Consider the following 25,868-nt stretch of genomic DNA (forward strand, 5'->3'; position numbering starts at 1 on the left):
CGGCTTCGCGGCCAACAGGTTCAAGCTGCGAGGGGAGGGCGCAACGATGCGGAGAGGCGACACATGACCCGGGTAAACGCCAATCTTGCCGCAATGAGGCAACGTTACCATGCAGCGATAGAGGTGGTTTCGGGCGGTTGTACCGAACTTCTGGCCGTCCAGCGAAGCTGGACCGTGCAGGAGAGACAGCCGCATCGAGTCGATTTTTTCGGCGCAATGAGACAACGTTACCATACAGGCATTTCGCGCTGATATTGATGCGTCGGTGTTTGTATGAATGATATTCAGTGACGGCCGGCGGTGGCGAGACATCCCGATATGCTGGTGCCCCGAATGAGTGCGGAGCATGACGCAGAAATCGATCTGCCGCGGTTGAAATTCAAGTGTGTGTTCAAGGAGATACGGGCTTTTTTAAATGGAGGTGGTAACGTTGACATAAGGTCGACGGTGTCGCCAAAATTCTGCAGAGCGGGGAAGAATTTCCCGGTTCGCACATAACGATAACGGACGGCCATGGCGTTGACTCAAGCGCCGTCATGGTGGCGAAAGCCTCTCGGGGCATATGGAGCAGAGACAATGAAACAGAAACTGATTCTTTCGGCAATTTCGATGGCGCTTGCCGCCGCCTATGGCCAGGTGCTGGCTCAGGCGGCCCCGGCGCCCGCGCCGGCCCAGCCCGCTGCGGACAGTGCCGCCAAGCCCGACACCAACCAGCTCTCGACGGTGGTCGTCACCGGCTTCCGCTCCAGCCTCGAGAAATCGATGGTGCTGAAGCAGCAGGCCATCGGCGTGCGCGATTCCATCGTCGCCGAGGACATCGGCAAGTTCCCCGAGGCCAATGTGGCCGAGTCCCTGCAGCGCGTGCCGGGCGTCATCCTGAACCGCGACGAGAGCTCGGGCGAGGGCCAGCGCATCTCCATCCGCGGCCTGCCGACCGAGTACTCCGTCACCACGCTGAACGGCGCGCTGGTGAACGCCACGTCCACCGCCACCATTGGCAGCGCGGCGCGCGGCTTCAACTACGACGTGTTCGCGTCCGAACTGTTTGGCCGCGTGGACTTCTACAAGACGCCGCTGGCCGAACTGAGCGAGGGCGGCATGGGCGGCGTGGTGGACCTGCAGACCCCGCGTCCCTTCGACAACCCAAAGCAGACCATCCGCTACGGCCTCACCGCGTCACACAACACCACGTCCGGCAAGACGGACCCGATGGGCTTCGCGCTGTACTCCAACACCTGGGGTCCGCTGGGTTTCCTGGCTGGCGTGTCGCATTCCTCCAGCGTTAACAACCGCTCCGGCTTCGAGGCGACCGGCGGCTACAACAGTTCGGCACGCGGCAGCATTCTTCCCGCCGCCAAGGGCAACTTCGCCGTGGCGCTGGACTTCGACAGTCCTCGCGCCAACCTCGGCACCTACACCCGCGCCCAGGTGGAGAACGCGCTGCTGCCGCGCATTTACCGCTTCTACGGCTCGTCCAACGACCGCAGCCGCGACGGCCTGGTGTCGTCCCTGCAATACAAGACACCGACGCTGGACGTCAGCCTGGACACCCTCTACTCCAAGCTGAAGAACACGCGCGACGAGATGTACTTCGGCATCCTGGTGCGCAACAGCCGCACCACTGATCGCACCAAGCCCGCAGGCCAGGCCGGCAACAACGGCTTCATCCCGCTCAACGTCAAGATCGACCCTGGCTCGAACCTGCTGACCGGCACCTTCGGCAACACCTCCTACAGCAGCGGCGTGACCTACAGCGAGGACGAAACCAAGTTCGGCTACGTTGCCGCCAACGCCCGCTGGACCGTGAGCGACAAGCTCGTGCTGACCGGCCAATTGAGCAGCAACAGCAGCAAGGCGCTGAGCTACCAGGACACGCTGTCCGGCCAGATCTTCGGCATCGACTCCACCATCGACTACGGCAGCGACCACGTCTACCCGTCGATGTCCTCGCCGGTCAGCTACACCGATCCGGCCAACTTCCAGGGCTTCGGCATCGGCACCGGCTGGACCCGCGAGACGGACAAGGGCAAGCAGGGCCGCGTCGTGGCCGACTGGGACTACGCACTGGCGGGCGACTGGACCGGCCACCTGAAGGCCGGCCTGGTGTGGGCCGAGACCTCCAAGGACATCAACAAGCGCAACGGCACGTCCGCTGCCACTGCCAAGCTCAACACGCTGGGCACGGCGGGCCTGCGTTCGGGCATGACCTCCGATCTGCCCATCGGCAACCTCGACATGGGCGCCGGCTGGCCGCATGCCTGGGGCACCTTTACTCGCGGCTACACCTACTCGACCTTCGACCCGCTGGCCCTCAACTCGGAGGCCACCTTTACGCCGGCGCAAAGCTTCAAGGCGGAAGAAACCGTCTCCACCGCCTTCGTCCAATCCGACTTCAAGGGCGAGGTCTTCGGCAAGGAACTGCGCCTGAACGCCGGCGTGCGCTTCTCGCGCACCGAGACGCTGATCGACAACTACAAGCAAAAGGGCGCCAGCCTGACCTACCAGCCGAACCAGGAGAAGGGCAAGTACACCAACGTGCTGCCGGCCTTCAGCTCGGCGCTGGACCTGACCGACGATCTGGTCTGGCGCGCCTCCTGGGGCAAGACCCTCAGCCGTGCGTCGCTGTCCATCATTGCCGCCCAGACGGTCATTCCCAATCCCTTCGACAACACCGCGACCACCGGCAACCCTAACCTGTTGCCGCAGCAGTCCAAGAACCTGGACACCAGCCTGGAGTGGTACTTCCAGAAGGGCAGCATGCTGTCGGTGGCCCTCTTCAGGAAAGAGCTCACCAACGCCACGGTGTCCAGCGAAACGACGACCACCTTCGGCGCCCTGGGTCTGCCGGACACCGCGCTGGGCGCAATCTTCTACGACGCCCCCAACAGCGGCCACATCGACCCCAATCTGCAGATGAAGCTGCGCTCCTTCAGCAACGCCGGCAAGCAGACGCTCAAGGGCTTTGAGCTGGCCTGGCAGCAGGACTTCAAGTTCCTGCCCGATCCTTTCAAGGGCTTCGGCGCACTCGCGAGCTATACGCACATCAACCCGTTCAACAGCCAGCAGTGGGTTACCAACGGGGGTAGCACCATCGAAGTGAACTCGGTGCCGAAGTACGCCTACAGCGCCACTCTCTATTACGAGAACGGCCCGTTCGCCTTCCGCACTTCGTACAACTACAAGGGCCGCTCCCTGCACGGCGACAACCCGAAGAACAACGGTGATGACCTGATCCGCTGGCGCGCCGGCCGTGGCTACCTCGATGCCAACGTCAGCTACAAGATCAACGATTCGCTGGAGATCCGGCTGGATGCGCTGAACCTGTCCAACACGCTGGCCTACGACTACTTCGAAGACGCCACCGGCCAGTACGGCCTGGGCGACAAGACCCGCATGGACTACGCGAAGTACGACGGACGCACCTTCAAGATCGGCCTGCGCGGCAAGTTTTGATGCCCCTCGTCCGGTCTCGCACCGCTGAACGCGGGCGTGCCCAACCGGTCCCCCGAGGGGACGGCGATGCGTGCGGCATTGAGCCGCACGCACATCGCCAAGGCGGGCCGGCTTGGGAGCGGCCCGGCGCTCGGCCCGCAAGAATGCGGACATGAAGACAGCAGCAGTTCTATTGATCGCGGCGCTGGTCGCTGGTTGTGCGGCCGCGCCGCCAGGCGATGTCGTGCGCATCTCGGACGTCGGCGACGGCTGGGCGCGCAACTCCGTCAACGCCGTGGTGTTCCGCAAGAACTCCCTCGTCACGCATGGCGACCAGCAGTACATCGCCTTCTACGACAAGGATGCAAACGTCGTCCTGGGCAAGCGCCAACTGGGCAGCGATGCCTGGACGCTGAAGACCACGCCCTACAAGGGCAACGCGCTGGATGCCCACAACAGCATCAGCATCATGGTCGACGGCGCAGGCACGCTGCATGTCGCCTGGGACCACCACAACAACGCCTTGCGTTACGCCCGCAGCGTGCGCCCCGGCGCGCTGGAGCTGACCGAGAAGACGCCGATGACGGGGCAGGACGAGGGCTCCGTCTCCTATCCCGAGTTCCACCGCCAACCGGACGGCGGCCTGCTGTTCTTCTACCGGGACGGCGGCTCGGGCCGAGGCAATCTGGTCATCAACCGCTATGACGTGGCGACTCAAACGTGGACGCGGCTGCACAGCAACCTGATCAGCGGGGAAGGGCGGCGCAATGCCTACTGGCAGGCCTTCCTCGACCACCAGGGCACGCTGCATGTGTCGTGGGTCTGGCGCGAATCGCCAGACGTGGCCAGCAACCACGACATGGCCTACGCCCGCTCGCGCGACAGCGGTCGCACCTGGGAGACCTCTGCAGGCCGCTCCTACACGTTGCCCATCACGGCCGCCAGCGCCGAGTACGCCGCGCGCATCCCGCAGAACAGCGAGCTGATCAACCAGACGTCCATGTCGGCCGACAAGGACGGCCAGCCCTACATCGCCAGCTACTGGCGGCGCGCGGGCAGCACGGTGCCGCAGTACCAGGTCGTCTACCGCAGCAGCGGTGCGTGGAAGGAGATGGAGCTTGGCTTCCGCCGCACGCCGTTCTCGCTGAGCGGCGTGGGCACCAAGGCGATTCCCGTGTCGCGGCCGCAGATCATGGTCAGCTTGGCAGGCCGCCAGCCCACGGCGCTGCTGGTGTTCCGGGACGAAGAGCGTGGCAGCAAGGTGTCGGTCGCCAGCATCACCGACTTCAGCGCCGGGCGCTGGACTGTTCGCGACCTGACGGCCGATGCGGTCGGCGCCTGGGAACCCAGCTTCGACACGGAGTTGTGGCGCACGAAGGGTGAATTGAATCTGTTCCTGCAAGCCGTGCAGCAGGTGGACGGCGAGGGTGCCGCGAACGTGCCACCCAGCAAGGTGCGCGTGCTGCAGTGGACTGAAGTCTCCGGGCCGCGCTGAAGGGCCGGCCTTTCACCCTGCCTCGAAACTCGAGGCAGGGTCTTTTGCTCAAGCCTGTGAGTGATTCAGGCGAGAAGAAAACAAGCCTGCCGCCGGCGCTCAAATGCGCTGCCAAACCTGGACCGCCCATGACCGTTCTCCTCCCTCGCCGCCGACTCCTCGGAGCCGCTGCCACAGGCGCTGCGCTCGCGCTGAATGCGCCTGCGGCCAGCGCGGCCAGCTCGACGACTGCGCGCTTTGCCATCGGCGAGAGCGACTTCCTGCTCGACGGCCAGCCGCTGCAGATCCGCTGCGGCGAGATGCACTTCGCACGCGTGCCGCGCGAGTACTGGCGCCACCGCCTCCAGGCCATCAAGTCCATGGGCATGAACACGGTGTGCGCCTACCTGTTCTGGAACTATCACGAATGGCGCGAAGGCCAGTACCAGTGGCAGGGCCAGCGCGACGCGGCGGAGTTCTGCCGCCAGGCGCAGGCCGAAGGGCTGTGGGTCATCCTGCGCCCGGGGCCTTATGCCTGCGCCGAATGGGAGATGGGCGGCCTGCCGTGGTGGCTGCTGAAGACTCCGGGCGACGCCTTCCTGCGCAGCCGCGACGACGCCTTCGTGCAGCCGGTGCGGCGCTGGATGAAGGAGGTTGGCCGCGTGCTCGGCGATCAGCAGGTCAGCCGTGGCGGGCCCATCCTGATGGTGCAGGTGGAGAACGAATACGGCTTCCTCAGCGAGGACAAGGACTACATGCGCGTCATGCGCCAGGCGGTGCTGGACGGCGGCTTCGACGTGCCGCTGTTCCAGTGCAACCCGACCAACGCGGTCGGCAAGACGCACATCCCGGAGCTGTTCACGGTGGCCAACTTCGGCAGCGACCCGGCCACCGGCTTCAAGGCCCTGGCCGCATTGCAGAAGGGGCCGCTGATGTGCGGCGAGTACTACTCCGGCTGGTTCGACACCTGGGGCTCGCCGCACAAGCGCGGCGACAACGCCCGCGCCATCCAGGACATCGACGCGATGCTGAAGGCCAATGGCTCGTTCAGCCTCTACATGGCCCACGGCGGCACCACGTTCGGCCTGTGGGGCGGCTGCGACCGACCGTTCCGCCCGGACACGAGCAGCTACGACTACGACGCGCCCATCGGCGAGGCTGGGTGGATCGGTGACAAGTTCCGCACCTATCGCGATTGCCTGGCCAAGCATCTGAAACCCGGCGAGGCGTTGCCCGACCCGCCGGCCAAGCTGCCGGTGATGGCCATCCCCGCGTTCGCCCTCACCGAGACGGCGCCAGTGTTTGCCAACCTGCCCGCGCAGGCCATTGCTGCCGAGTCGCCCCGCAACATCGAGCAGTACGACATCAGCCGTGGCCTCGTCGCCTACCGCGTCACGCTGCCCGCCGGCCCTGCCGGCAAGCTGGAGGCCGCGAATGCGCGCGACCTGGCCTGGGTCTTCGTCGGTGGCCGCCTGGCCGGCACGATGGACACGCGCCACCGTCGCTTCAGCGTCAACATCCCCGCGCGCACACGAGACACCACCGTCGAGATCCTGCTCTACACGATTGCCCGCGTGAACTTCGGCATGGAGGTCCACGACCGCAAGGGCCTGCAAGGCCCGGTGCTGTTTCGCACCAAGGGCGGGGCGCAGGAACTCGCCGGCTGGGAGATACGCGCTATCGACTTCGGCGCCGACGGTGACCTGCCGCCGCTGCAATGGCAAGCCAAGAAAGCCGCCGGCCCCGCCTTCTGGCGCGGCAGCTTTGAAGCGACGAACCCTGCCGACACCTTCCTCGACATGTCCACCTGGGGCCAGGGCATCGTCTGGATCAACGGCCGCTGCCTGGGGCGCTACTGGAGCGTCGGCCCGACGCAGACGATGTATCTGCCGGGGCCGTGGATCAAGGCCGGCCGCAACGAGGTGGTCGTGCTGGACTTGACCGGTCCGCGCGCCAACCGCATCGAGGGCAAGCTGACGCCCGTTCTCGACCAACTGCGCCCCGAGCTCGACCTCCCACGTCCGCCCAGCACCGCCCGCCCGCGCCTGGCCGGGCTGACGCCTGTGCACGCCGGCCAATTCGCCAGCGGCTCGGCGACCCAGGATGTGCGCTTCAACGAGCCGGCACGCGGCCGCCAGCTCTGCATCGAAGTGCTCGATGCCTTCGACGGCAAACCCCGTGCGGCTATCGCTGAACTCGCGGTGCTCGACGCGCAGGGCAAGCCCCTGAACCAGACCGCCTGGACCATCGCCTACGTCAGCAGCGAGGAAGCGCGCAAGGAAGACGGCGGCGCGTTGAACGCGATCAACGGCCAGGCGACGGATTACTGGCACACGGCCTACAGCGGCGCCATCAAACCCGCGGGCCCGCCGCGCCTCATCATCGATCTAGGCAGCCCCACTGACATCGCCGGTCTGCGCTACACGCCACGCCAAGGGCCGGACAGCGTCACCGGCCGCATCCGCCGCTACCGCGTGTTCGTTGGTGACAATCTGGTTGCAGATTAAGAAAGAGACAACCATGAACCAACAAGTCATCGGCAAGTACAGGTGGACCATCTGCGCGCTGCTGTTCTTCGCCACCACCGTCAATTACCTGGACCGCCAGGTGCTCAGCCTGCTGGCACCGTCGCTGTCCAAGGAGTTCGGCTGGTCCAACACCGACTACGCCAACATCACAGCAGTCTTCCAGTTCGGCTACGCGATCTCCATGCTGTTCGCGGGCCGCTTCATCGACGCCATCGGCACCAAGCGGGCCTTCGCCATCGCGGTTGTCGTCTGGTCGCTCGGCGCCATGATGCATGCCTTCTCCGTGCCCATTGGCGGCATCCTGGTGGCGCTCGGCGTCGGGCTGCCCGTGTCGGTGATCGGCTTCATGGTGTCGCGTGCGGTGCTGGCCCTGGGCGAGGCGGGCAACTTCCCCGCCGCCATCAAGGCGACCGCTGAGTACTTCCCCAAGAAGGAGCGCTCCTTCGCGACGGGCATCTTCAATTCGGGCGCCAACGTCGGCGCCATCCTGGCGCCACTCACCGTGCCATGGATTGCTGTCACCTGGGGCTGGCAGATGGCCTTCATCGCCATCGGCGCCATCGGCTTCCTGTGGGTCGCGCTGTGGCTCAGCTTCTACGACGCGCCCGCCCAGCAGCGCCGGCTTGGCGCCGCCGAGCTGGCCTACATCAACAGCGACCGAGAGGCCACCGAGCCTGCCGTTGAAGGCGCCAAGGTGCCGTGGTTCCGCCTGCTCGCGCATCGCCAGACCTGGGCCTTTGTCGCCGGCAAGTTCCTGACCGATGGCGTCTGGTGGTTCTACCTGTTCTGGCTGCCCAAGTACCTCACCAGCCAGTACGGCATGAGCACGACCGACCTCGCGCTGCCGCTGACGGTGCTCTACAGCATGACCATGATCGGCAGCATCGGCGGCGGCTGGTTCCCCACCTACTTCATGCAGCGCGGCTACAAGCCCTACGACGGCCGCATGCGCGCCATGCTCGTCATCGCCTTCTTCCCGCTGGTGGTGCTGCTGGCCCAGCCGCTCGGCGGCACCAGCTACTGGCTGCCCGTGCTGCTGATCGGCATCGGCGCGTCGGCCCATCAGGCCTGGTCGGCCAACCTGTTCACCACCGTGTCGGACATGTTCCCCAAACGCGCCATCGGCTCGGTCGTCGGCATCGGCGGCATGGCCGGCGGCCTGGGCGGCGTGGCGGTGTCAAAGCTCGGCGGCTGGATCTTCGACGCCTACGGCGCGCGCGGCGACCTGGCGACGGGCTACATGATCATGTTCTCCATCTGCGCGCTGGCCTACCTCGTCGCGTGGGCGATCATGAAGACGCTGGTGCCGCAGCACAAAGACATCACCGTGCTTTGAGAATCCAGGAGATGCTTGTGCATGCAGGACTGACGGCCCGCCTGAGCGTGGCGCTATTCATGGGTGCGGCCTTCGCTGCGCAGGCTCAGGCACCGCAGGTGCAGCCCGTGCAGGTGGACGCCTCGCGGCCCGACTGGGAGAACCCGGCCGTCTTTGCACGCGGCAAGCTGCCGGCCTCAGCCACGCACTTCCCGTTCGAGAGCCGTGCGGCAGCGCTGGCCGGCGACAAGACCCGCTCGGTCCGCTACCAGACGATGGATGGCCCCTGGTCGTTCAGCTTCTCGCCGTCCTCTGACGACGTGCCCAATGGCTTCGAGAAGCCCGCCTATGACGTCTCCGCCTGGAAGACCATCAAGGTCCCCGCCATGTGGCAGGCAGAGGGCTATGACCAAGCCCGCTACAACAACATCACCTATCCGCACCCGGCCAACCGGCCGCTGATCCCGCACACCACCAACCCGGTGGGCTCCTACCGCCGCACGGTCGAGGTGCCGGCGAACTGGTCGGGGCAGGACGTCATCCTGCACATCGGCGCGGCCGGCTCCGCGTACCGGGTGTGGGTGAACGGCGCCGAGGTGGGCTACTCGGAGGACTCCAAGCTGCCTAGCGAGTTCGACGTCACGGCGCTGCTGAAGCCCGCGCAGAAGAACGTCATCGCCATCCAGATCCACCGCTGGTCCGATGGCTCTTACCTGGAGGACCAGGACTTCTGGCGCGTCTCCGGCATCGAGCGTTCGGTTTACTTGAAGGCGGTACCCAAGACCCGGCTCACCGATCTCTTCGTCCACGCCGGCCTCGACAAGGACTACCGCCACGGCCTGCTGTCGACCGACGTGGCGCTGACCGAGCGACCCCAGCCGCTGCAACTGCGCATGACGCTGCTGGACGGCGACAAGGTGATCGCGACCCAGGCAGCCACGGTCTCGGCTGGCGCGGCAAAGACCGAGACGCTGGCGGTGCCCGTGCCGAACGTTCGCCAGTGGACCGCCGAGACGCCCAACCTCTACACGCTGCTGGTCGAGCTGCTCGACGCCGACGGCAGGCTCGTCCAGGCGACGCCGCAGCGCATCGGCTTTCGCACGATCGAGATCAAGCGCGGCCTGGTGATGGTCAACGGCCGGCCCATCGTCATCCGCGGCGTCAACCGCCACGAGCACGACCCCGAGACCTTCCACGTCATGTCGGAAGCCTCCATGCGCCGCGACATCGAGCTGATGAAGCGCAACAACATCAACGCGGTGCGCACCTCGCACTACCCGAACGCGGAGCTCTGGTACGCGCTGGCGGACGAGTACGGGCTCTACGTCATGGACGAGGCTAACATCGAGAGCCATGCCTACATGGACTATGGGCACCGGTTTCCAGAGCTGAGGCCGAAGATTCAACTCGGCTTCGACCCGGCCTGGGAGGCCGCGCACGTCAGCCGCGTGCTGAACATGGTCGAGCGCGACAAGAACCACCCCTCGGTGATCTTCTGGTCGCTGGGCAACGAAGCCGGCATCGGCCCCACCTTCGAGAAAGCCGCCGCGCAGGCGCGCCAGCGCGACCCGTCGCGCCTGATCTCTTATCTCGGCTGGGGCACGCTGGACTGGGACCACCAACCCAATGCCTACGTCGACATCTACGCGCCGATGTATGACGACATCGAGAAGATGGTGGACTGGGCCACCGACCCCACTCGCACCCAACCCATGATCCAGTGCGAGTACGCCCACATGCAGGGCAACTCGGGCGGCAACTTCAAGGACTACTGGGACACGGTCTACAAGTACGAGAAGCTGCAGGGCGGCTTCATCTGGGACTGGGTCGACCAGTCCATGTATCGCACCACCAAGGACGGCCGGCGCTACTGGGGCGACGGCGGCGAGTACGGCCCGAATCCGGGCGGCGACATCGAGTTCGGCGACGGCCTGATCCAGCCCGACCGCACGCCCAACCCGCATGTCTACGAAGTGCAGAAGGTCTACTCGCCGATCCAGTTCGAGGCCTTCGATCCGGTCACTTCGACCGTGACCGTGCGCAACCGCCACGACTTCCGCGACCTCTCGGACTTTGCCTTCGAGTGGGCGCTGCAAGAGAACGGCGTGACCGTCGCCTCTGGGTCGCTGGCGGCGCTGTCGACGGCAGCGCGGCAAACGCAGAAGGTGAAGCTGCCGCTGGCCGGCCTCCCGCGCAGGCAGGGCGCGGAGTACTTCGTCACTGTGCGCGCCAAGGCGAAGGCGGGTGCCGTGCCGCTGACGCCCGAGGGCTATGTCGTCGGATGGGAGCAGTTCGCCATCGCGCCGCATGCGCTCGCATCCGGCCCGCTCGCCAAAGGTGAAGTCCAGCTGACAGAGGGCGCAGACGCCGTGACCCTGTCCGCCGCAGGCACGACCCTGGTGCTCGACCGCAAGACCGGTCTGTTGACAAGTTATGGCAAGAGCGGCGCGCCGCTGCTGAGCGGCGGCCGGCCGAACTTCTTCCGCGCCGAGACCGACAACGACACGCTGACCGGCACGGTGCGCCAGCAAACGCCCTGGAAGCTGATGACCAGCGAACGCCAGGTCCGCTCGGTCGTGAGCCGTCGCTTGCCTGGCGGCGGCGCGGAGGTCACGGTCGACCATCACCTCGGCGCCGGCGCGGCCCGTTTCGCCACCACGTACACGATGGCCGGCGACGGCAGCGTCGATGTGGCGGGGCTGTTCACCCCGCTCAAGAGCGACCTGCCGCCGCCGGTGCGCGTCGGCCTGTGGTTCGACATCCCGCAAACACTGGCGACCGTCGGCTGGTATGGCCGCGGCCCGCACGAGAGCTATGTCGACCGCAAGACCGGCGCGGCCGTCGGCCTGTGGCGCGGCGCCATCGCCGAGCAGAACCACGACTACATGCGCCCGCAGGACACCGGCAACAAGGTCGACGTGCGCTGGCTCGAAGTCTCTGGCGGCGGCCGTGGCGTGCGCGTGGAGGGCAAGCAGCTATTCACGGCCAACGCGCTGGCCTTCCCCTACACCGACCTCTACCGCCGCCCGCCCGGCACGTGGAAGAGCAGCGACATCGTGCCGCGCGAGCACGGCACGCTGCTGATCGACGGCGCGCAATGGGGCGTGGGTGGCGATAACTCCTGGAGCCATGTCGGCCAGCCGCATATGCAATACCGGACGAAGCTGGAACCCGTTCGCGTCGCCTTCCGCCTTCGGCCGTTCGACGGCGAGGGCAGCACGGCAGAGAAGGCCTTGCCCGCCCAGGCGACGATGCCGCAATAGGACGGCTTCGCTCAACCGCTTGCTCGTTGTGGGCCAAGAGACCAGCTAGCCTCGCCGCTGCCTTCGAGCCCTTCTTTCCAGGACCACTCCATGACCCTCCGCCGCCGCACGCTGGCCCTCGCCGTTACCGCCGCCGCCTTCAGCCTGGCCGCCCAGGGCGCCCTGGCCACCGACAAGATCGCCCTCGTCGCCAAGAGCTCGGGCAACGGCTTCTTCATCGCCGCTCACCAGGGCGCGCTGGAAGCGGCCAAGGCGCTGGGTGGCGTGGACATCGTGCTCGCCAGCCCTTCCAAGGCCACGGCCGAGGGGCAGATCGAGGTCATCAACACGCTGATCGCGCAGAACGTGAAGGCCATCGTCATCTCCGCCAACGACCCCGACGCGCTGGTGCCGGTGCTGAAGAAGGCCATGGCGCGTGGCATCAAGGTGGTGTCCTTCGATTCGGCGGTGCGCAAGGATGGCCGCCTCGTGCATCTCGCGCCCTCGTCCAATGCGCTGATCGGCCAGAAGCTCGTGAGCCTCGCGACCGACGCCATCGGCAGCAGCGGCGAGATCGCCGTGCTGTCGGCCACGGCCCAGGCGACCAACCAGAACCTGTGGATTGGCGAGATGAAGAAGGCGCTGGCCCAGCCGGCGGCCAAGGGCTTGAAGCTGGTCAGCGTGGTGTACGGCGACGACCAGACCGACAAGAGCTATCGCGAGGCACAGGGTTTGCTGAAGAGCTACCCGAACCTGAAGGCCATCGTCGCGCCGACGACCGTCGGCGTTGCGGCCGCCGCAAAGGCCGTGCAGGACGAGAAGAGGGTCGGTCAGGTGTTCGTCACCGGCCTGGGCCTGCCCTCCGAAATGGCCGGCCATGTGCGCAGTGGCGCGGTGAAGAGCTTCGCCATCTGGAACCCCATCGACCTGGGATACTCGGCTGTCTACATCGCCCACGGCCTCGTCACCGGCAAGGCCGCGGCGACTGCGGGCGCCAAGATCAGCGTCGGCCGCGTCGGCACGGTCACGCTGGACGCGAACACGGAAGGCGTGATGGCCGAGCCGTTCACCTACGACGCCGGCAATGTCGACAAGTTCGCCAAGTTCTTCTGACCCTGGCACGGTGCTCCTCCTGCGGGGCATCCACAAGCGCTTCGGGCCCACGCATGCGCTGCGCGGGGTTGACCTTGAACTGAGGGCTGGCCAGGCGCTGGCAGTGATCGGCGAGAACGGCGCGGGCAAGTCGACGCTGGTCAAGATCCTCACCGGCGTCCACCAGCCCGACGAGGGCGAACTGCTGATTGACGGGCAACCGCTGCGCCTGCGCGACACGCACGCGGCCCAAGCTGCCGGCATCGTCGCCGTGCACCAGGAAACGGTGATGTTCGACGAGCTGACGGCGGCGGAGAACATCTTCATCGGCCGGCAGCCCATGCGCGGGCCGGCGGGCCTGCGTGTCGTGGACTGGGCGACGATGAACCGGCTGGCGCAAGAGGTGCTCGACGAGGTGGGCGCGGGCTTTGACGCCACCACGCCGGTGAGCCAGCTCAGCCTGGCGCAACGGCACCTGATCGAGATCGCGMRGGCGCTGTCGCACMAGGCTCGCGTSGTCATCMTGGACGAGCCGACCGCCGCGCTGTCGCAGGCCGAGATCCGCGATTTCTACGGCCTCGTGCGCGGGCTGCTGGCTCGCGGCGTGGCGGTGCTGTTCATCTCGCACAAGTTCGACGAGCTGTTCGCCGTCTGCGACAACTACGTGGTGCTGCGGGATGGCGCGTCGGTGGGCAGTGGCCGCATGAAGGAGGCCACCGAGCCGGAGCTGCTGCGGCTGATGGCCGGACGCAACATCGAGCAGGTCTACCCGCGCGTGGATACGCAGCCCGGCGCGACCGTGCTGGAGGCCCGCGACCTCAGCCACCCGACCGAGTTCGACGGCATCAGCTTTGCACTGCGGCGTGGCGAGATCCTGGGCTTCTATGGCCTGGTCGGCGCAGGGCGCAGCGAGGTCATGATGGCGCTGATGGGGCTGAAGCCGCTGGTGCGCGGCAGCATCCTGATAGACGGCCAGGAGCGGCGCATCCGTGACGCGGCCGACGCCATCTCGCTGGGCCTGGCCTATGTGCCCGAGGAGCGCCAGCGCCAGGGCGGCATCCTCGATTTCTCGGTGCGGCACAACCTCAGCCTGGCCGCGCTGGCCGGGCCTGGGCATGCCGTCAAGGGCCAGGTCTCGCGCGGGCCTTGGCTGTCCGCCCTGCGCGAGAGCGCGCTGGCGCAGCGGCTCATCGAGCGGCTGAGCATCAAGACCGCCAGCCAGGACACGCCGCTGTCCGGCCTCTCCGGTGGCAACCAGCAGAAGGTCGTCATCGGCAAGTGGCTGGGGCTCAACCCGCGCGTGGTCATCCTGGACGAACCCACAAAGGGCATCGACGTCGGCGCCAAGCAGGCCGTCTATCAACTGGTGGCGGAGATGGTGGCGCAGGGGCTGGCTGTCATCCTGGTGTCTTCGGAACTGCCCGAGGTGATGCACCTGGCCCATCGCGTGATTGTCATGAAGCGTGGCCGGCAGGTCGCAGAGTTCCAGCGCGGCGAGGTGGATGCAGAAACCATCGTGGCTGCGGCTTCCGGCCTGGCGTTGCAGGGCAGGGCCGCCGCATGACGCGCCGCGAGCTGGCGCTGGCGGCCGTCATCGTGGCCATCACCTTGGCCGTGGGCTTGCGGTCGCCCGTCTTCCTCACACCTCGCAATGCGCTCGACATCGCCAACGATTCGGCGCTGCTGGCCATCCTCGTCATCGGCCAGATGCCCGTTCTGCTCACGCGCGGCATCGACCTGTCCGTGGCGTCCAACCTGGCCTTGACGGGCATGCTGGTGGCGCTGGTCGGCAAGCTCTTTCCGGGTGCCGGCGCGCCGGTGCTGATCGTGCTGGCGCTGGCGCTGGGCGCGGCGCAGGGCGCCGTCAACGGCTGGCTGATCACGCGTTTCGAGCTGCCGCCCATCGTCGTTACGCTGGGCACCATGTCGGTCTACCGCGGTGCCATCCATTTGGTCAGCGGCGGCGCCTGGGTCAACGACCAGGACATTCACGCGTCCATCAAGGCCCTGCCTCGCTCGGAGCTGCTGGGCCTGCCGCTGCTGGTGTGGTTTTCGGCCGTCGTCGCAGCGTTGGGGTGGTGGCTGCTGCGCTGGCGCCGGGCAGGGCGCGACCTCTACGCCTGCGGCGGCAACCCGCATGCGGCGCTGGTCGTGGGCATCCCGGTGCCGCAGCGCATCCGCATGGCCTACACGCTGTCGGGCGCGCTGGCCGGGCTCGCCGGCCTGCTCTGGGTCGGCCGCTATGCCATTGCCTTCACCGAACTGGCGACAGGATTCGAGCTGACGGTGATCGCGGCCTGCGTCATCGGCGGCGTCAGCATCGCCGGCGGTGTCGGCACGGTCGGCGGCGCGCTGCTGGGCGTGCTGTTCATCGGCGTCATCAACGCGGCCCTGCCGGTCATCCACGTCTCGCCGTTCTGGCAGCAGGCCATTGCGGGTGCCGTCATCCTGATCTCGGTGCTGCTGAACTCCCGGGCTCAGCGCCGGTCGGGACAGCAGATCCTCGAAAGGCCAGCCGCATGAAAGCCTGGGGTTCCTGGGAGCGCGTGCTGGCGGCGCTGATCGTCGCCGTCTACGTCGGCTTCGGGCTTGGCATCGACGGCTTTGCCTCGCCCTACGCCGTGGCCGACAGCACAACCAACATGTCCGAGAAAGCCTTGATCGCGATGGCCATGGCGCTGCTGATCATTGCCGGCGAGATCGACCTGTCCATCGCCGCGACCATGGCGCTGTGCTCGCTGGCCATGGGCTACGCGATGCAGGCAGGTGCGGGTGCGGCCGGCATGCTGGCCGCCGCCCTGGGTTGTGGCCTCGCCTGCGGCGCCTTCAACGGCTGGTTGGTCACGCGCTGGCAGTTGCCCTCCATCGTCGTCACCATCGGCACGCTGTCGCTCTACCGCGGCCTGGCCCTGGTGCTGCTGGGCGACCAAGCCATCACCGGCTACCCCGAGTGGCTGAGCCAGTGGGGCAATGGCACGCTGGGCGACCTGGCGGGCTGGCCCTGGCTGATCGTGCCCATCGAGTTCGGCGTCATGGGCGCCGTGGCCGTTGCGTTCATGCTGCTGCAACACCGCACGGTGCATGGCCGGCGCATCTACGCCATCGGCGCCAACCCCGTGGCGGCGCGCTTCTCGGGCATCGCCGTGCAGCGCTACCGGCTGGGGCTGTTCGTCGTTGCCGGCCTGATGGCGGCGCTGGCGGCCGTGCAGCTGACGGGCCGCATCGGCAGCACGCGGCCCAACCTCGCCATGGGCTGGGAACTGGACGCCATCACCATCGTCATCCTCGGTGGCGTGGCGATTCAAGGCGGGCGCGGCAGCATCGTCGGCGTGCTGCTGGCGACGGTGCTGCTGGGCGGCTTCACCTTCGCGCTGGGCATGTTGAATGTCTCCGGCATGGTGATGACGATCATCGTTGGCGCACTGCTGATCGGCGCGATGGCCTGCGGGGCCAAATTTCGCAAGCTGGGCCGGTAGATTCCGCGCCGGCAAGCCGGCCCCGCAAGCGCTGTGCCCGCACATCGGCGGCGCCATGAAGCGGATGCCGAACATCTTTCCGATGTCACCTTCGTCGGCCGGTTGGCTACCTGCAAGTACTGCAACCTGGACCTGGTCGTCTCCCAGGCGCTGACGGCGGCCAAGCGGCTGGTGGTGCCGTGACCGTAGCGGGAACGCGGTTTGCCGGTAGGGGGAGCTTCAGGAGTTCCCCATGCATCCTCTGCTTGTTTTGGCCAGTGCCCTGGCCGCGCCTGTCGTCGTGCTGGCGCCGTTGGCCTTTGCGGACCTCGGCGCGGGCGGCCGGCCATGAGCGCCGTCAACAACATCCACGGGCACCAGCGCGTCGCCCCCCTGGTGGCCGCTGCGATGCTGCTGGGCGCGGGGCTGGGTGGGCTTTTGGACGGCATCCTGTTTCACCAGATCCTGCAGTGGCACAACATGTTGTCGGCGCGCATCTCGCCTGACAACCTGATGGGCGCCAAGGTCGGCATGTTCTGGGGGGGCATCTTCCATGGTGCGGTGTGGTTGATGACCCTCGGCGGCGTGGCGATGCTGTTCAGGGCCGGGCGCCGCCCTGACGTGCTCTGGCGTGCCGGCCCACTCGCTGGCGGCGCCTTGCTTGGCTGGGGCCTCTTCAACCTGGCCGAAGGGGTGATTGCTCATCACCTGCTGGAGCTGCATCACGTCATGGAGGATTCACCAACTCCTGGGGCCGGGGACCTGGCCTTTCTGACCTTCGGGCTGGCGTTGGTGGTTGGCGGTGCGGGGCTGGTCATCGCAGGCCGCAGCGATAGCCGCCAAACCCGTGAAGCGCAAAACTGGCGTAAACCTGCGGTGGAAATGCAGTTGTGAGCGTTGCCTTTTAGGCCAGTACGACCTCGATGCCACGCCCGCGCAGCTGGTCGACAATGGCTTGATCGGCGCCGCTGTCGGTGATCAGCATGTCCAGCTGCTCCACCGGCGCGATGACGGAGAGGTTGCGCTTCATGAGCTTGGAGGCGTCCGCCACGGCCACGACCTGGCGGCTGATCTTCATCATCTGCGCGTTGAGCTGGGCCTCCAGCAGATGGGGCGTCATCAGGCCGATGTCGGGGTCCAGGCTGTCGACGCCAAGGAAGAGGCGGTCGRCATACAGCCCTTGCAGCGCGGCCACGGCCTGGGGGCCGGACAGCGAGTAGGAGTTGGGCCGCAGTTGGCCGCCCGGCATGATGAGGGTGACGTGCGGCACCGTAGCCAGCAGGCCGGCGATGTTCAGCGCGTTGGTGATGACGTTCAGAGACGTCAACTTCAAACCGCGGATCTGCTTGGCGATCTCTTCGGTGGTGGAGCCCGAGTCGAGCAGGATGGTCTCGCCGTCGCGGATCAGGCGCACGGCCTCGGCGGCGATGCGCACCTTCTGCTCGTGGCGCAGCTTCTGCTTCACGCCGATGGGCACTTCCTCGGTGTCACGCTGGGCCAGCGCGCCGCCGTGGGTGCGCAGCACGGCACCGGTGGAGGCCAGCGAGTTCAGGTCGCTGCGAATGGTGACGACCGAGGTGCCGAAGCGCTCGGCCAGCTCTTCCACCGTGACGCGGCCCTGGCTCTGCACCAGCTCGCGGATGAGGCGTCGCCGCTCGTCGATGAGCAGCGGGCTTTCGGTTTTCGCGAGTGAGGTGGTGGGGGTGGGCATGCAGGTGGTGAGACGCGGGGCCGACTTTCGAATGATATCGACGAGAAGCTCAGCCCAGTCTGGCCAATGCGGCGGGTGCCAGCGACTGGCCGGCCAGTCGCGCGGCGTACAGCGCGGCACCGAGTTCTGGGCCGAAGCGCGGCGTCTTCAGCACGGCACCAGGCAGGCGGCGGGCGAGGGCGGCCCGCAGCGGGCCTTGCACCAGCTCACCTGCGGCGAACACGCCGCCCGAGTAGGACACCGGCACGGCCTGGATGCCCGTCACGCCGAGGTTGCGCGCCACGCCTGCGGCCAGCGCCGCCAGCTCGTCGCCTGCGCGCACGAGCAACTGGCGGGCTTGCGCGTCGCCGGCCTTGGCGGCGGCCGTGGCCAGGCGGGCGACCTGGGCCAGCTCGCTGCGCGCGGCGCTGCCGTTGATGGCGGCGCAGAGGTCGAGGTCGTGCTTCAGGCCGAAGTGCTCGCGCACGAGGTCCATCAAGGCACCGGGTTCGGCGCGGCCGTCGGCCATGCGCGAGAACAGCGCCAGCACCTCGCGCGCCAGCCAGTGGGCCGAGCCTTCGTCGCCAAAGACCTCACCCCAGCCACCGCAGCGCGCGCCGCGGCCCATCCATTCGCCATAGGCAATGGAGCCCGTGCCGGCAACGAGGCTGATGCCGTCGGCGCCCGCCAGCGAGCCGGCCCAGCTGCAGACCATGTCGTTGCCGACGGTGCTGCGCGGCAGCAGGCCGGCCAGCAGTGTGTCGAAGGACGCCAGCAGCGCGCTGTCCTCGCCGTGGGCGGGCAGGCCGGCGAAGGCGTGGGTGACGTCAGACGCGGGCACGCCGGCCTGGCCCAGCACGGCTTGAACGCCGTCCTGCAGCAGCGTGCGCAGCGCTTCGAAGCCGATCTCAAGGTAGTAGCTCGTTGTCGACTCGTGGCGCGCGAGCAGGCTACCGTCGGCGCTGATGAGAACGAAGGCGGTCTTGGTGCCGCCGCCGTCTATGCCGAGGAACATGGGGCTCATCGCTCTTGCTGCTGTTGCGGGTTCAGGGGATGGATGGTGACACCRCTGACGACGCGCGTGACGGTGCCCGAAGCGCTGGGGTTGTCGGGCGTGATGCCGCGCTGCAGCGAAGCGAGCAGTGCCAGGCATTGCGCAAAGACCAGGGCCACCGGCGCCAGGGCCAGGTCGGGCGCGGTGGTGGGCAGGCCCAGGGGCACGTCGTCGGCGTGGCTCGCGTCGTCGGTGCGCAGCGCCAGCACGCGGGCGCGGCCTTCGCGGCGCAGCTCCTGCAGCAGGTCCAGGTCGTACTGGCGCGTGTAGGGGTCGTTGGACAGGAAGATGACCACCAGCGTCCTGTCGTTCAGGATGGTCTTGGGACCGTGGCGAAAGCCCAGCGTGGAGTCCGCCAGCGCGACGAGCTTGCCGTCGGTCAGCTCCAGCAGCTTGAGTGCGGCCTCGCGGGCCAGGCCCAGCAGCGTGTTGCTGCCGAGGTAGACGACGCGCTCGAAAGGCTGTTCGGCCAGCGCGTAGAGGCGGTCGGTCTCGTGGACTGCAAGCGCCTGGCCGGCGCGGGCCAGCTCGGCAACCGGCGGCAGGGCCAGGCCGAAGGCCCAGGCGGCGGCCAGCAGCATGCCGGTGAAGCTGGACGTCATGGCGAACGCGCGGTCATGCGTCTCGTCGGGCAGCAGCAGCACGTGCGCATTGGCCTTGCCGGCCAGGCGCTGGTTCAGCTTGCCGTCGGCTGCGCAGGTCACGACGAGGTGGTGGCAGGTCTTGACGAGGCGGTCGGCCAGCTCCACGGCGGCCAGGCTTTCGGGGCTGTTGCCGGAGCGGGCGAAGGACACCAGCAGCGTCGGCACCTCGGGCTGCAGGCATTGCTCGGGGCTGGAGACGATGTCGGTCGTGGCCACCGCCTCGACGCGGATGCCGGCGCGCTGGCCGAAGTGGCGCAGCAGCGCCGGCGCAATGCACTGGCCGATGAAGGCGGAGCTGCCGGCGCCCGTCAGCACGATGCGCAGGTCGGGCAGGGCCAGCAGCGGCGCCAGGAAGGCATCGAGGGCGGGGCGCTCGGCCTGCAGTTGTGCGTAGACCATCTGCCAGACGTCAGGCTGATGGGCAATCTCACGGGCGGTGTGGGCAGCGCCCCGGTGGTCGAGATCGGTGGGGTCGAGATGGAGCAGGGTCATGGGTCAGGCAGCGCAGGCGTGCATGTAAGGGCGCAGGGCTTGGACGGTGCCGTCGCGCAGCAGGGAATCGGTGCGAGTGGTGATGCGGCCGTCGCGCACGGCCTCGTACTGGCGGGGCAGGTACTGGCTGAGCAGCGTCAGCGGCGGCGGCGCGGCGTCCAGGCGGGCCAGCATGGTTCGGCAGGCTTCGCGCACGGCCGGGTGGGCCCAGTAGTAGCGGATGCGGTCGCTCAAGGAGTAGGCCAGGTCGACCTGCAAACGGGCCGGGTCCTGGTAGTAGCCGCGCCAATGCTCGGGCTCCTGGCGCATGACGCCCAGCACGGTGGCCACCAGGCCTTCGCCCTTGCCCACCCATTCGCGCTCGACGGCGGCCAACGCCCACAGCGTCTCGCGCAGCGCAAAGGTCACGCCGGGGCCGACCTTGAGGATGGCGAAGTGGTCGCGCGCCAGTTGGGCCAGGCGCTCGGGCGTCTGGTAATCGGTCGAGTGGGCTTCAAAGACGAGGCCGGACTGGCCTTCGATGAAGGCGCTCAAGGCTTGGGCCTTCTCGGGGCGGTAGTCGATGACCTTGTGGTGGTCGAACTCCACACCGGGCTGCACCACCATGGCGACGACGCGCTCCCAGGCCAGGTCGAGCCCGGCGCGGGCGAAGGCGTGGCGGTGCAGTTCCAGCGTGGCGGCGGCCGCCTCGGGTGAGGTGACAGCGAGCTCGCCCAGGTCCTCGTGCGCGCCACCCGGCACGGGCACTTCGGTGCCGATGACGTAGACGGGCGGGTCACCGCGGTCCGGTGCATCCCGCCAGGCCTGCTCGGCCGCATGGCACAGGCGCACGGCGCGGGCGGCGATCTCGGGCTCGGGCAGCGGCACCGGGTCGCCGGCGCAGCTCATGGAGCAATCCAGGTGGATCTTGCGGAAGCCCGCGGCCACGTATTGCGCCACCATCACTTCGGCCTTGGCCATGGCGGCATCGGCCGGCAGCTTGCGCCAGGCGTTGGGTCCCAGGTGGTCGCCGCCCAGCAGCAGCAGTTCGGGCGCCAGCCCTTCGGCTGCGGCCATGTCCATCACGTAGCGGCGGAAGTCCAGCGGCGTCATGCCGGTGTAGCCGCCGTCCTGGTTGACCTGGTTGGACGTGGCCTCGATGAGGGCGGGCCGGCCTTGCGCGGCGCATTCGCGCAGCGTGGCGGCGATGACGACGGGGTGGGCCGAGCAGACGGACGGGATGCCGATGGCGGCGTGTTCAGTTGGGCGTGCGCGCTTGTGGCGGCGCACGAGGTCGAGCATGAGCTTCATGCCGCTTCTCCTTGGGCAGATGGGGCGGGGGTTTCGGGTTGCAGCGCCAGCAGCAGCGCGGCGAGCAGGGCCAGCGCGATGCCGGCCAGCTTGGCGCCGCTGGGCGTGGTGCCGCTGAGGGCCATGGACAGCACGGCCGTCAACAGCGGCGCGCCGGCGTTGACGAGGGGGGACACGACCATGGCCTTGCCGTAGCGGAAGGCGTAGACGAGGGTCAGCGCGCCGATGGCGTTCAGCACCTGCGTGACGGCCGCGAGGCCGGGGCCTTGCCAGCCCCAGTTGATGGGCTGGCTGAAGTCGGTCATCGCCAGCGCCACCGGCACGCAGGCCAGCGCGCCGACGGTCATGTAGAAGAAGATGCTCTCGGCGCTGCTGCCGGCGTTGGCCAGCTTGATGAAGTAGGCCTGCAGGCCCCAGGCGGCCAGCACGACGAGGGCCAGCACGAACCACAACCCCAGGCCTTGGCCACCCTGGCCGAGCTGCAGGTCGAACAGCGGCAGCGCGCACAGCGCCAAAGCTATGCCCGCCACGCCCAGCTTGCCGGTGCGCTCGCCCAGCAGGCCGAAGCACAGCGCGATGGTGATGGCCGGCGACAGCGACACGATGGGGAAGATCAGGTAGGCCGGGCCGGACTGCACCGCGCGGAACAGCAGCATCTGGCCGCCGGCGCCGAGCAGGCCCACGGTCAGCCCCAGCACGACGGAGCGGCGGTCGCGCTCGATGCGCCAGCTAGCGCGGGCCAGCACGATGACGGCGGGCGGGATCATCGTCAGCGCCCAGACGACGTAGATCAGCGTGTCAGGGAAACCGTGTTCGGCGGGCAGGCCGGCGAAGGCGCCCCACACGCCCCAGAGCAGGGTCGTGACGAGGGCATGGAAGAGCCATTTGCTCTGCATGGGCAGCATCTTTCGGGTTGCACGATGGCCAGCGGCCAACTTTCGTGTGAAAGCATAAACGAACGAAAACGAAAACACAACGGCGCAAGCCCTTTCGTATGTCAAATTTCATGGGTGGCCTGCAAATACCCATATAGCTCGGGGCGTCGCCTCTATGTCAGCGTACTGGAAGCCTTTCGTGGCATGATCTATCGAAAGCAATGTGCATTGGTAAAAACGATATACGAAATCAAACGAAAGAATTCGTAGACTTGCGGCAAGCCGGTTCGGGGGCACTTTTTCCAGAACCGGCAAGCCCACCCCGGGGATCGCTACCCCGGTAACCACCAGCAGATTGCTTCTGGCTGCCCTGACGGCAGCCGCGCCACAAAAAGGAACCGTTCGATGAGTCCTCGACTGCAACCCCCCTCGACCGCAGCGCAAGCCCATGCCGGCTTTGCGCTGCACCCCCTGACCGTTGCCGGCCTGCTGGCCCTGGCCGCGTTCGGTGCCCCCGCCCTGGCCCAGGAGGCCGCGACCAAGGTTGAGCCCGACACCCTGGAGCGCGTGGAAGTCACCGGCACCCGCGCCAGCCTGCAGAAGTCGCTGACCCTGAAGCGCAACGCCGCCGGCGTGCAGGACAGCATCAGCGCGACCGAGCTGGGCCGCTTCCCCGACAACAACGTGGCCGACTCGCTGAGCCACATCACTGGCGTGTCGATCTCGCGAACGGCGGGCGGCGAAGGCCAGAAGGTCAGCATCCGCGGCTTAGGGCCCGAATACACGATCACGACCTTCAACAACCGCCTGCTGGGCACGGACAGCGCCGGCCGCTACTTCGCCTACGACGTGCTGCCCGCCGACGTCATCAGCGGCGCCGACGTCATCAAGTCCGCCCAGGCGTCGAACATGGAAGGCGCCATCGGCGGCCTGGTGAACCTGCGCTCTGCCAGCCCCTTCGACCAGAAGGGCCAGCGCGGCCTGCTGCGCGTGGAGGCCGACCGCAACCAGATGAGCAGCCTCAACGGCACCAAGCTGTCGGGCACCTACAGCAATACCTTTGGCGACACGGTCGGCGTGCTGCTGGGTGTGGTGTACGCCAAGCGCGACGTGCGCACCGACACGGCCGGCAATGACGGCGGCTGGAGCCGCAACCCGGCGCCGAACAAGCCGGAACTCTTCTGGCCCTGGGGCAACACCTGGGGCGGCAACATCGACCCCAACGGCAATGGCCAGCTGGACCTGGACGAGGAAGGCCTGATCGCCCCGGGCCAGTTCCGCTTCGGCACCATCATGGAAAAGAAGGAGCGCATGGCGCTGTCGGGCAAGGTGGAGTGGCGGCCCAGCAGCGACGTGAAGGTCGTCGTCGACGGCTTCAAGACGCGGCTGGACTCGCCGCAGGTCGGCTACCAGCTGTCGTTCTACCCGCTGTACGCGCCGGGCCGCTGGTCCAACATGAAGATCAGCAATGGCGTGGTCACCGACTTCACGCTGGCCAACCCGAATCCGGAGATGGCGCTCAACCCCGAGCTGCTGAACAAGACCGAGTACCGCGTCGTCGACACGGCGATGTATGGCGCCAACGCGGAATGGAAGCTCTCGCCGACCCTGACGCTGACGGGCGACCTCTACGAGTCCACCTCCAAGCGCCACTCCGGCGGCAACGACAGCTACGTCGTGCTGCGCATGAACCAGCCCAACGTGACGCGCATCCAGCTGACCGGCTCGGCGGTGCCCGACGTGAAGACCACCTTCGCCGACGGCCGCGACCTGCAGACCGGCCTGGCGCAAGGCCTGTTCAAGCCCAGCGACTTCAACACCCACTACTACAGCCGGGCCGGCGACAACATCGACGACAAGATCAGCGGCGCCACCGCCAACCTGGACTGGAAGCTGGACCGGTTCTACATCGACCAGCTGAAGTTCGGCCTCAGCCAGACCAACCGCAAGAAGTCGCGTGACCTGATCAACAACGCCTTCAACGCGGGCGACGGCCACTACTCGGGCGCCAGCGCCATCAACGTCGGCGCGCTGGGCGGCAACGTCATCAACCAGACGCTGAGCCCCGACGGCTTCCTGGACGGCGTCAGCGGCAACTTCCCGCGCAGCTTCCTTGGTTTCGATGTAAACAACTACGCCGAGGCCCTGAAGGCCTATGACGGCAAGCCGCGCCCCGGTGGCGGCGTCTACAGCTCGGCGGCTTCAGCGCCGGCCTGGAACCCGCTGGAAAGCTACCGCGTGACGGAGAAGACGACGACGGCCTTCGTGCAGGCCGACATGTCGGGTGAGGGCTGGAACGCGGACGTCGGCGTGCGCTTCGTGAAGACCCGGACGACCGCCCAGGCCTGGGACGCCAAGATCACCAACATCATCGAGAACGGCGCGTTCAACTACACGGCCGTGTATGCGGCGCCTTCGGTCGTGCAGCAGGAGACCAGCTACAACTTCGCGCTGCCGACGGTCAACTTCACCTGGCTCTTCACCGACAACCTGCAACTGCGCCTGGGTGCGGCCAAGACCATGGCGCGCCCGTCGGTGGACAAGCTGGCGCCCACCAGCACCACCAACAGCATCTCCTGGGGCGACTTCACGCAGGTCTTCGGCGGCAACGCCGAGCTCAAGCCCTACAGCGCCCGCCAGTACGACGCCTCGCTGGAGTGGTACTACGCCAAGGACTCGGCGCTCACCTTCGCCGTCTACCAGAAGAACATCAAGAACCAGATCACCAGCATCTGGCTGACGGGCCAGGACATCGGCGCGCCGGGCGGGCGGTTGTTCAACATCAGCAAGCCCATCAACGGCGACAAGGCCTTGGCGCGCGGCTTCGAGATCGGCCTGCAGCATCTGTGGAACAACGGCTTCGGCGTGCGGGCGCAGTACACCCGCAACAAGTCGCGCAGCTGGGTGGGCGGCGAGGAGCGTGCGCTGGAAGGCATTGCGCCGGCCACGTCGTCGTTCGGCCTGCTGTACGAGAAGGGACCTTGGAGCATGAGCGCCACGGCCGACCACACCGACGCCTTCGTCACCGCCACCAATGTGCTGGGCGCCGGCTTCAACGAGCGCGCCAAGGCCACGACCTGGATGACTGCCCAGGTCGCCTACGAGGTCAACAAGTGGCTGCGCCTCAGCATCGAAGGCAACAACCTGACCGATGCGACGCAGGAGTACACGCTGGGCAACAACGATGTGAAGCTGCCCCAGGGCTACTACCGCTATGGGCGCTCCGTCACAGTGGGCGCAAGCATCAAGTTCTGAAGTGGAATGAATGCCCCTCGTCCGGTCTCC

General features: G+C 67.3%; 17 protein-coding genes. 12 read left to right on the forward strand and 5 right to left on the reverse strand.

Translation table 11 applies throughout. The features are described 5' to 3' along the window. The first annotated feature begins 576 nt into the window (after window positions 1-576). The 11 genes from ACXRVZ_RS10135 to ACXRVZ_RS10185 all read left to right on the forward strand — a co-directional run bounded on the left by ACXRVZ_RS10135 (window position 577) and on the right by ACXRVZ_RS10185 (window position 17,432). Window positions 577-3,453 carry a TonB-dependent receptor gene (locus ACXRVZ_RS10135; RefSeq protein WP_458232374.1) on the forward strand — a complete coding sequence of 959 codons (2,877 nt, stop codon included), beginning with the start codon at window positions 577-579 and terminating at the stop codon, window positions 3,451-3,453. Window positions 3,454-3,604: 151 nt separating this feature from the next. After that, window positions 3,605-4,927 (forward strand): BNR repeat-containing protein, encoded by a 1,323-nt coding sequence (locus ACXRVZ_RS10140; protein ID WP_457426335.1) that lies wholly within the window; start codon window positions 3,605-3,607, stop codon window positions 4,925-4,927. A gap of 128 nt (window positions 4,928-5,055) precedes the next feature. Further along, window positions 5,056-7,413, forward strand: a complete 2,358-nt coding sequence (locus tag ACXRVZ_RS10145; protein WP_458232375.1) for a beta-galactosidase — start codon at window positions 5,056-5,058, stop codon at window positions 7,411-7,413. A 13-nt stretch (window positions 7,414-7,426) separates the two neighbouring features. Beyond that, window positions 7,427-8,770: an MFS transporter gene (locus ACXRVZ_RS10150; protein ID WP_458232376.1), complete on the forward strand. Its 1,344-nt coding sequence runs from the start codon at window positions 7,427-7,429 to the stop codon at window positions 8,768-8,770. 17 nt (window positions 8,771-8,787) lie between these two features. Then, window positions 8,788-12,012, forward strand: a complete 3,225-nt coding sequence (locus ACXRVZ_RS10155) for a glycoside hydrolase family 2 TIM barrel-domain containing protein (protein ID WP_458232377.1) — start codon at window positions 8,788-8,790, stop codon at window positions 12,010-12,012. Window positions 12,013-12,102: 90 nt separating this feature from the next. After that, window positions 12,103-13,104: a rhamnose ABC transporter substrate-binding protein gene (gene rhaS / locus ACXRVZ_RS10160; protein WP_457424253.1), complete on the forward strand. Its 1,002-nt coding sequence runs from the start codon at window positions 12,103-12,105 to the stop codon at window positions 13,102-13,104. A gap of 10 nt (window positions 13,105-13,114) precedes the next feature. Next, window positions 13,115-14,647: a sugar ABC transporter ATP-binding protein gene (locus tag ACXRVZ_RS10165; protein ID WP_458232378.1), complete on the forward strand. Its 1,533-nt coding sequence runs from the start codon at window positions 13,115-13,117 to the stop codon at window positions 14,645-14,647. Next, window positions 14,644-15,606 carry an ABC transporter permease gene (locus ACXRVZ_RS10170; RefSeq protein WP_457424249.1) on the forward strand — a complete coding sequence of 321 codons (963 nt, stop codon included), beginning with the start codon at window positions 14,644-14,646 and terminating at the stop codon, window positions 15,604-15,606. The genes ACXRVZ_RS10165 and ACXRVZ_RS10170 overlap by 4 nt, the downstream gene beginning before the upstream one ends. Next, window positions 15,603-16,559: an ABC transporter permease gene (locus tag ACXRVZ_RS10175; RefSeq protein ID WP_457424247.1), complete on the forward strand. Its 957-nt coding sequence runs from the start codon at window positions 15,603-15,605 to the stop codon at window positions 16,557-16,559. The genes ACXRVZ_RS10170 and ACXRVZ_RS10175 overlap by 4 nt, the downstream gene beginning before the upstream one ends. A gap of 33 nt (window positions 16,560-16,592) precedes the next feature. Beyond that, window positions 16,593-16,742: a hypothetical protein gene (locus tag ACXRVZ_RS10180; protein WP_457424245.1), complete on the forward strand. Its 150-nt coding sequence runs from the start codon at window positions 16,593-16,595 to the stop codon at window positions 16,740-16,742. A 144-nt stretch (window positions 16,743-16,886) separates the two neighbouring features. Then, window positions 16,887-17,432, forward strand: coding sequence for a DUF2243 domain-containing protein (locus ACXRVZ_RS10185; RefSeq protein WP_457424243.1), 546 nt, complete (start codon window positions 16,887-16,889; stop codon window positions 17,430-17,432). Window positions 17,433-17,442: 10 nt separating this feature from the next. Here ACXRVZ_RS10185 and ACXRVZ_RS10190 read toward each other — a convergent pair whose 3' ends face one another. The 5 genes from ACXRVZ_RS10190 to ACXRVZ_RS10210 are packed head-to-tail and all read right to left on the reverse strand — an operon-like array spanning window position 17,443 to window position 22,604. After that, window positions 17,443-18,249: a DeoR/GlpR family DNA-binding transcription regulator gene (locus ACXRVZ_RS10190; protein ID WP_458232379.1), complete on the reverse strand. Its 807-nt coding sequence runs from the start codon at window positions 18,247-18,249 to the stop codon at window positions 17,443-17,445. Window positions 18,250-18,298: 49 nt separating this feature from the next. After that, a complete protein-coding gene (locus tag ACXRVZ_RS10195; protein WP_458232380.1) occupies window positions 18,299-19,252 on the reverse strand; it encodes an N-acetylglucosamine kinase in 954 nt (317 codons plus the stop codon). Then, window positions 19,249-20,418: an SIS domain-containing protein gene (locus ACXRVZ_RS10200; RefSeq protein WP_457424237.1), complete on the reverse strand. Its 1,170-nt coding sequence runs from the start codon at window positions 20,416-20,418 to the stop codon at window positions 19,249-19,251. The genes ACXRVZ_RS10195 and ACXRVZ_RS10200 overlap by 4 nt, the downstream gene beginning before the upstream one ends. 3 nt (window positions 20,419-20,421) lie before the next feature. After that, window positions 20,422-21,708: a D-tagatose-bisphosphate aldolase, class II, non-catalytic subunit gene (locus ACXRVZ_RS10205; protein ID WP_457424235.1), complete on the reverse strand. Its 1,287-nt coding sequence runs from the start codon at window positions 21,706-21,708 to the stop codon at window positions 20,422-20,424. After that, window positions 21,705-22,604 carry an EamA family transporter gene (locus ACXRVZ_RS10210; protein WP_457424233.1) on the reverse strand — a complete coding sequence of 300 codons (900 nt, stop codon included), beginning with the start codon at window positions 22,602-22,604 and terminating at the stop codon, window positions 21,705-21,707. The genes ACXRVZ_RS10205 and ACXRVZ_RS10210 overlap by 4 nt, the downstream gene beginning before the upstream one ends. A 384-nt stretch (window positions 22,605-22,988) precedes the next feature. Here ACXRVZ_RS10210 and ACXRVZ_RS10215 point away from each other — a divergent pair, with 384 nt between their 5' ends. Beyond that, the gene (locus ACXRVZ_RS10215) at window positions 22,989-25,838 is read left to right on the forward strand and encodes a TonB-dependent receptor (protein ID WP_458232381.1); all 2,850 of its coding nucleotides are present in this window, start codon (window positions 22,989-22,991) and stop codon (window positions 25,836-25,838) included. Window positions 25,839-25,868: the final 30 nt, after the last annotated feature.

This window comes from Roseateles sp. P5_E8 (assembly GCF_054177665.1).

Coding starts and splice junctions, on each gene's coding strand:
- ACXRVZ_RS10135 (WP_458232374.1), top strand. CDS start 577: ATGAAACAGAAACTGATTCTTTCGGCAATTTCGATGGCGCTTGCCGCC.
- ACXRVZ_RS10140 (WP_457426335.1), top strand. CDS start 3,605: ATGAAGACAGCAGCAGTTCTATTGATCGCGGCGCTGGTCGCTGGTTGT.
- ACXRVZ_RS10145 (WP_458232375.1), top strand. CDS start 5,056: ATGACCGTTCTCCTCCCTCGCCGCCGACTCCTCGGAGCCGCTGCCACA.
- ACXRVZ_RS10150 (WP_458232376.1), top strand. CDS start 7,427: ATGAACCAACAAGTCATCGGCAAGTACAGGTGGACCATCTGCGCGCTG.
- rhaS (WP_457424253.1), top strand. CDS start 12,103: ATGACCCTCCGCCGCCGCACGCTGGCCCTCGCCGTTACCGCCGCCGCC.
- ACXRVZ_RS10170 (WP_457424249.1), top strand. CDS start 14,644: ATGACGCGCCGCGAGCTGGCGCTGGCGGCCGTCATCGTGGCCATCACC.
- ACXRVZ_RS10175 (WP_457424247.1), top strand. CDS start 15,603: ATGAAAGCCTGGGGTTCCTGGGAGCGCGTGCTGGCGGCGCTGATCGTC.
- ACXRVZ_RS10185 (WP_457424243.1), top strand. CDS start 16,887: ATGAGCGCCGTCAACAACATCCACGGGCACCAGCGCGTCGCCCCCCTG.
- ACXRVZ_RS10195 (WP_458232380.1), bottom strand. CDS start 19,252: ATGAGCCCCATGTTCCTCGGCATAGACGGCGGCGGCACCAAGACCGCC.
- ACXRVZ_RS10205 (WP_457424235.1), bottom strand. CDS start 21,708: ATGAAGCTCATGCTCGACCTCGTGCGCCGCCACAAGCGCGCACGCCCA.
- ACXRVZ_RS10210 (WP_457424233.1), bottom strand. CDS start 22,604: ATGCAGAGCAAATGGCTCTTCCATGCCCTCGTCACGACCCTGCTCTGG.
- ACXRVZ_RS10215 (WP_458232381.1), top strand. CDS start 22,989: ATGAGTCCTCGACTGCAACCCCCCTCGACCGCAGCGCAAGCCCATGCC.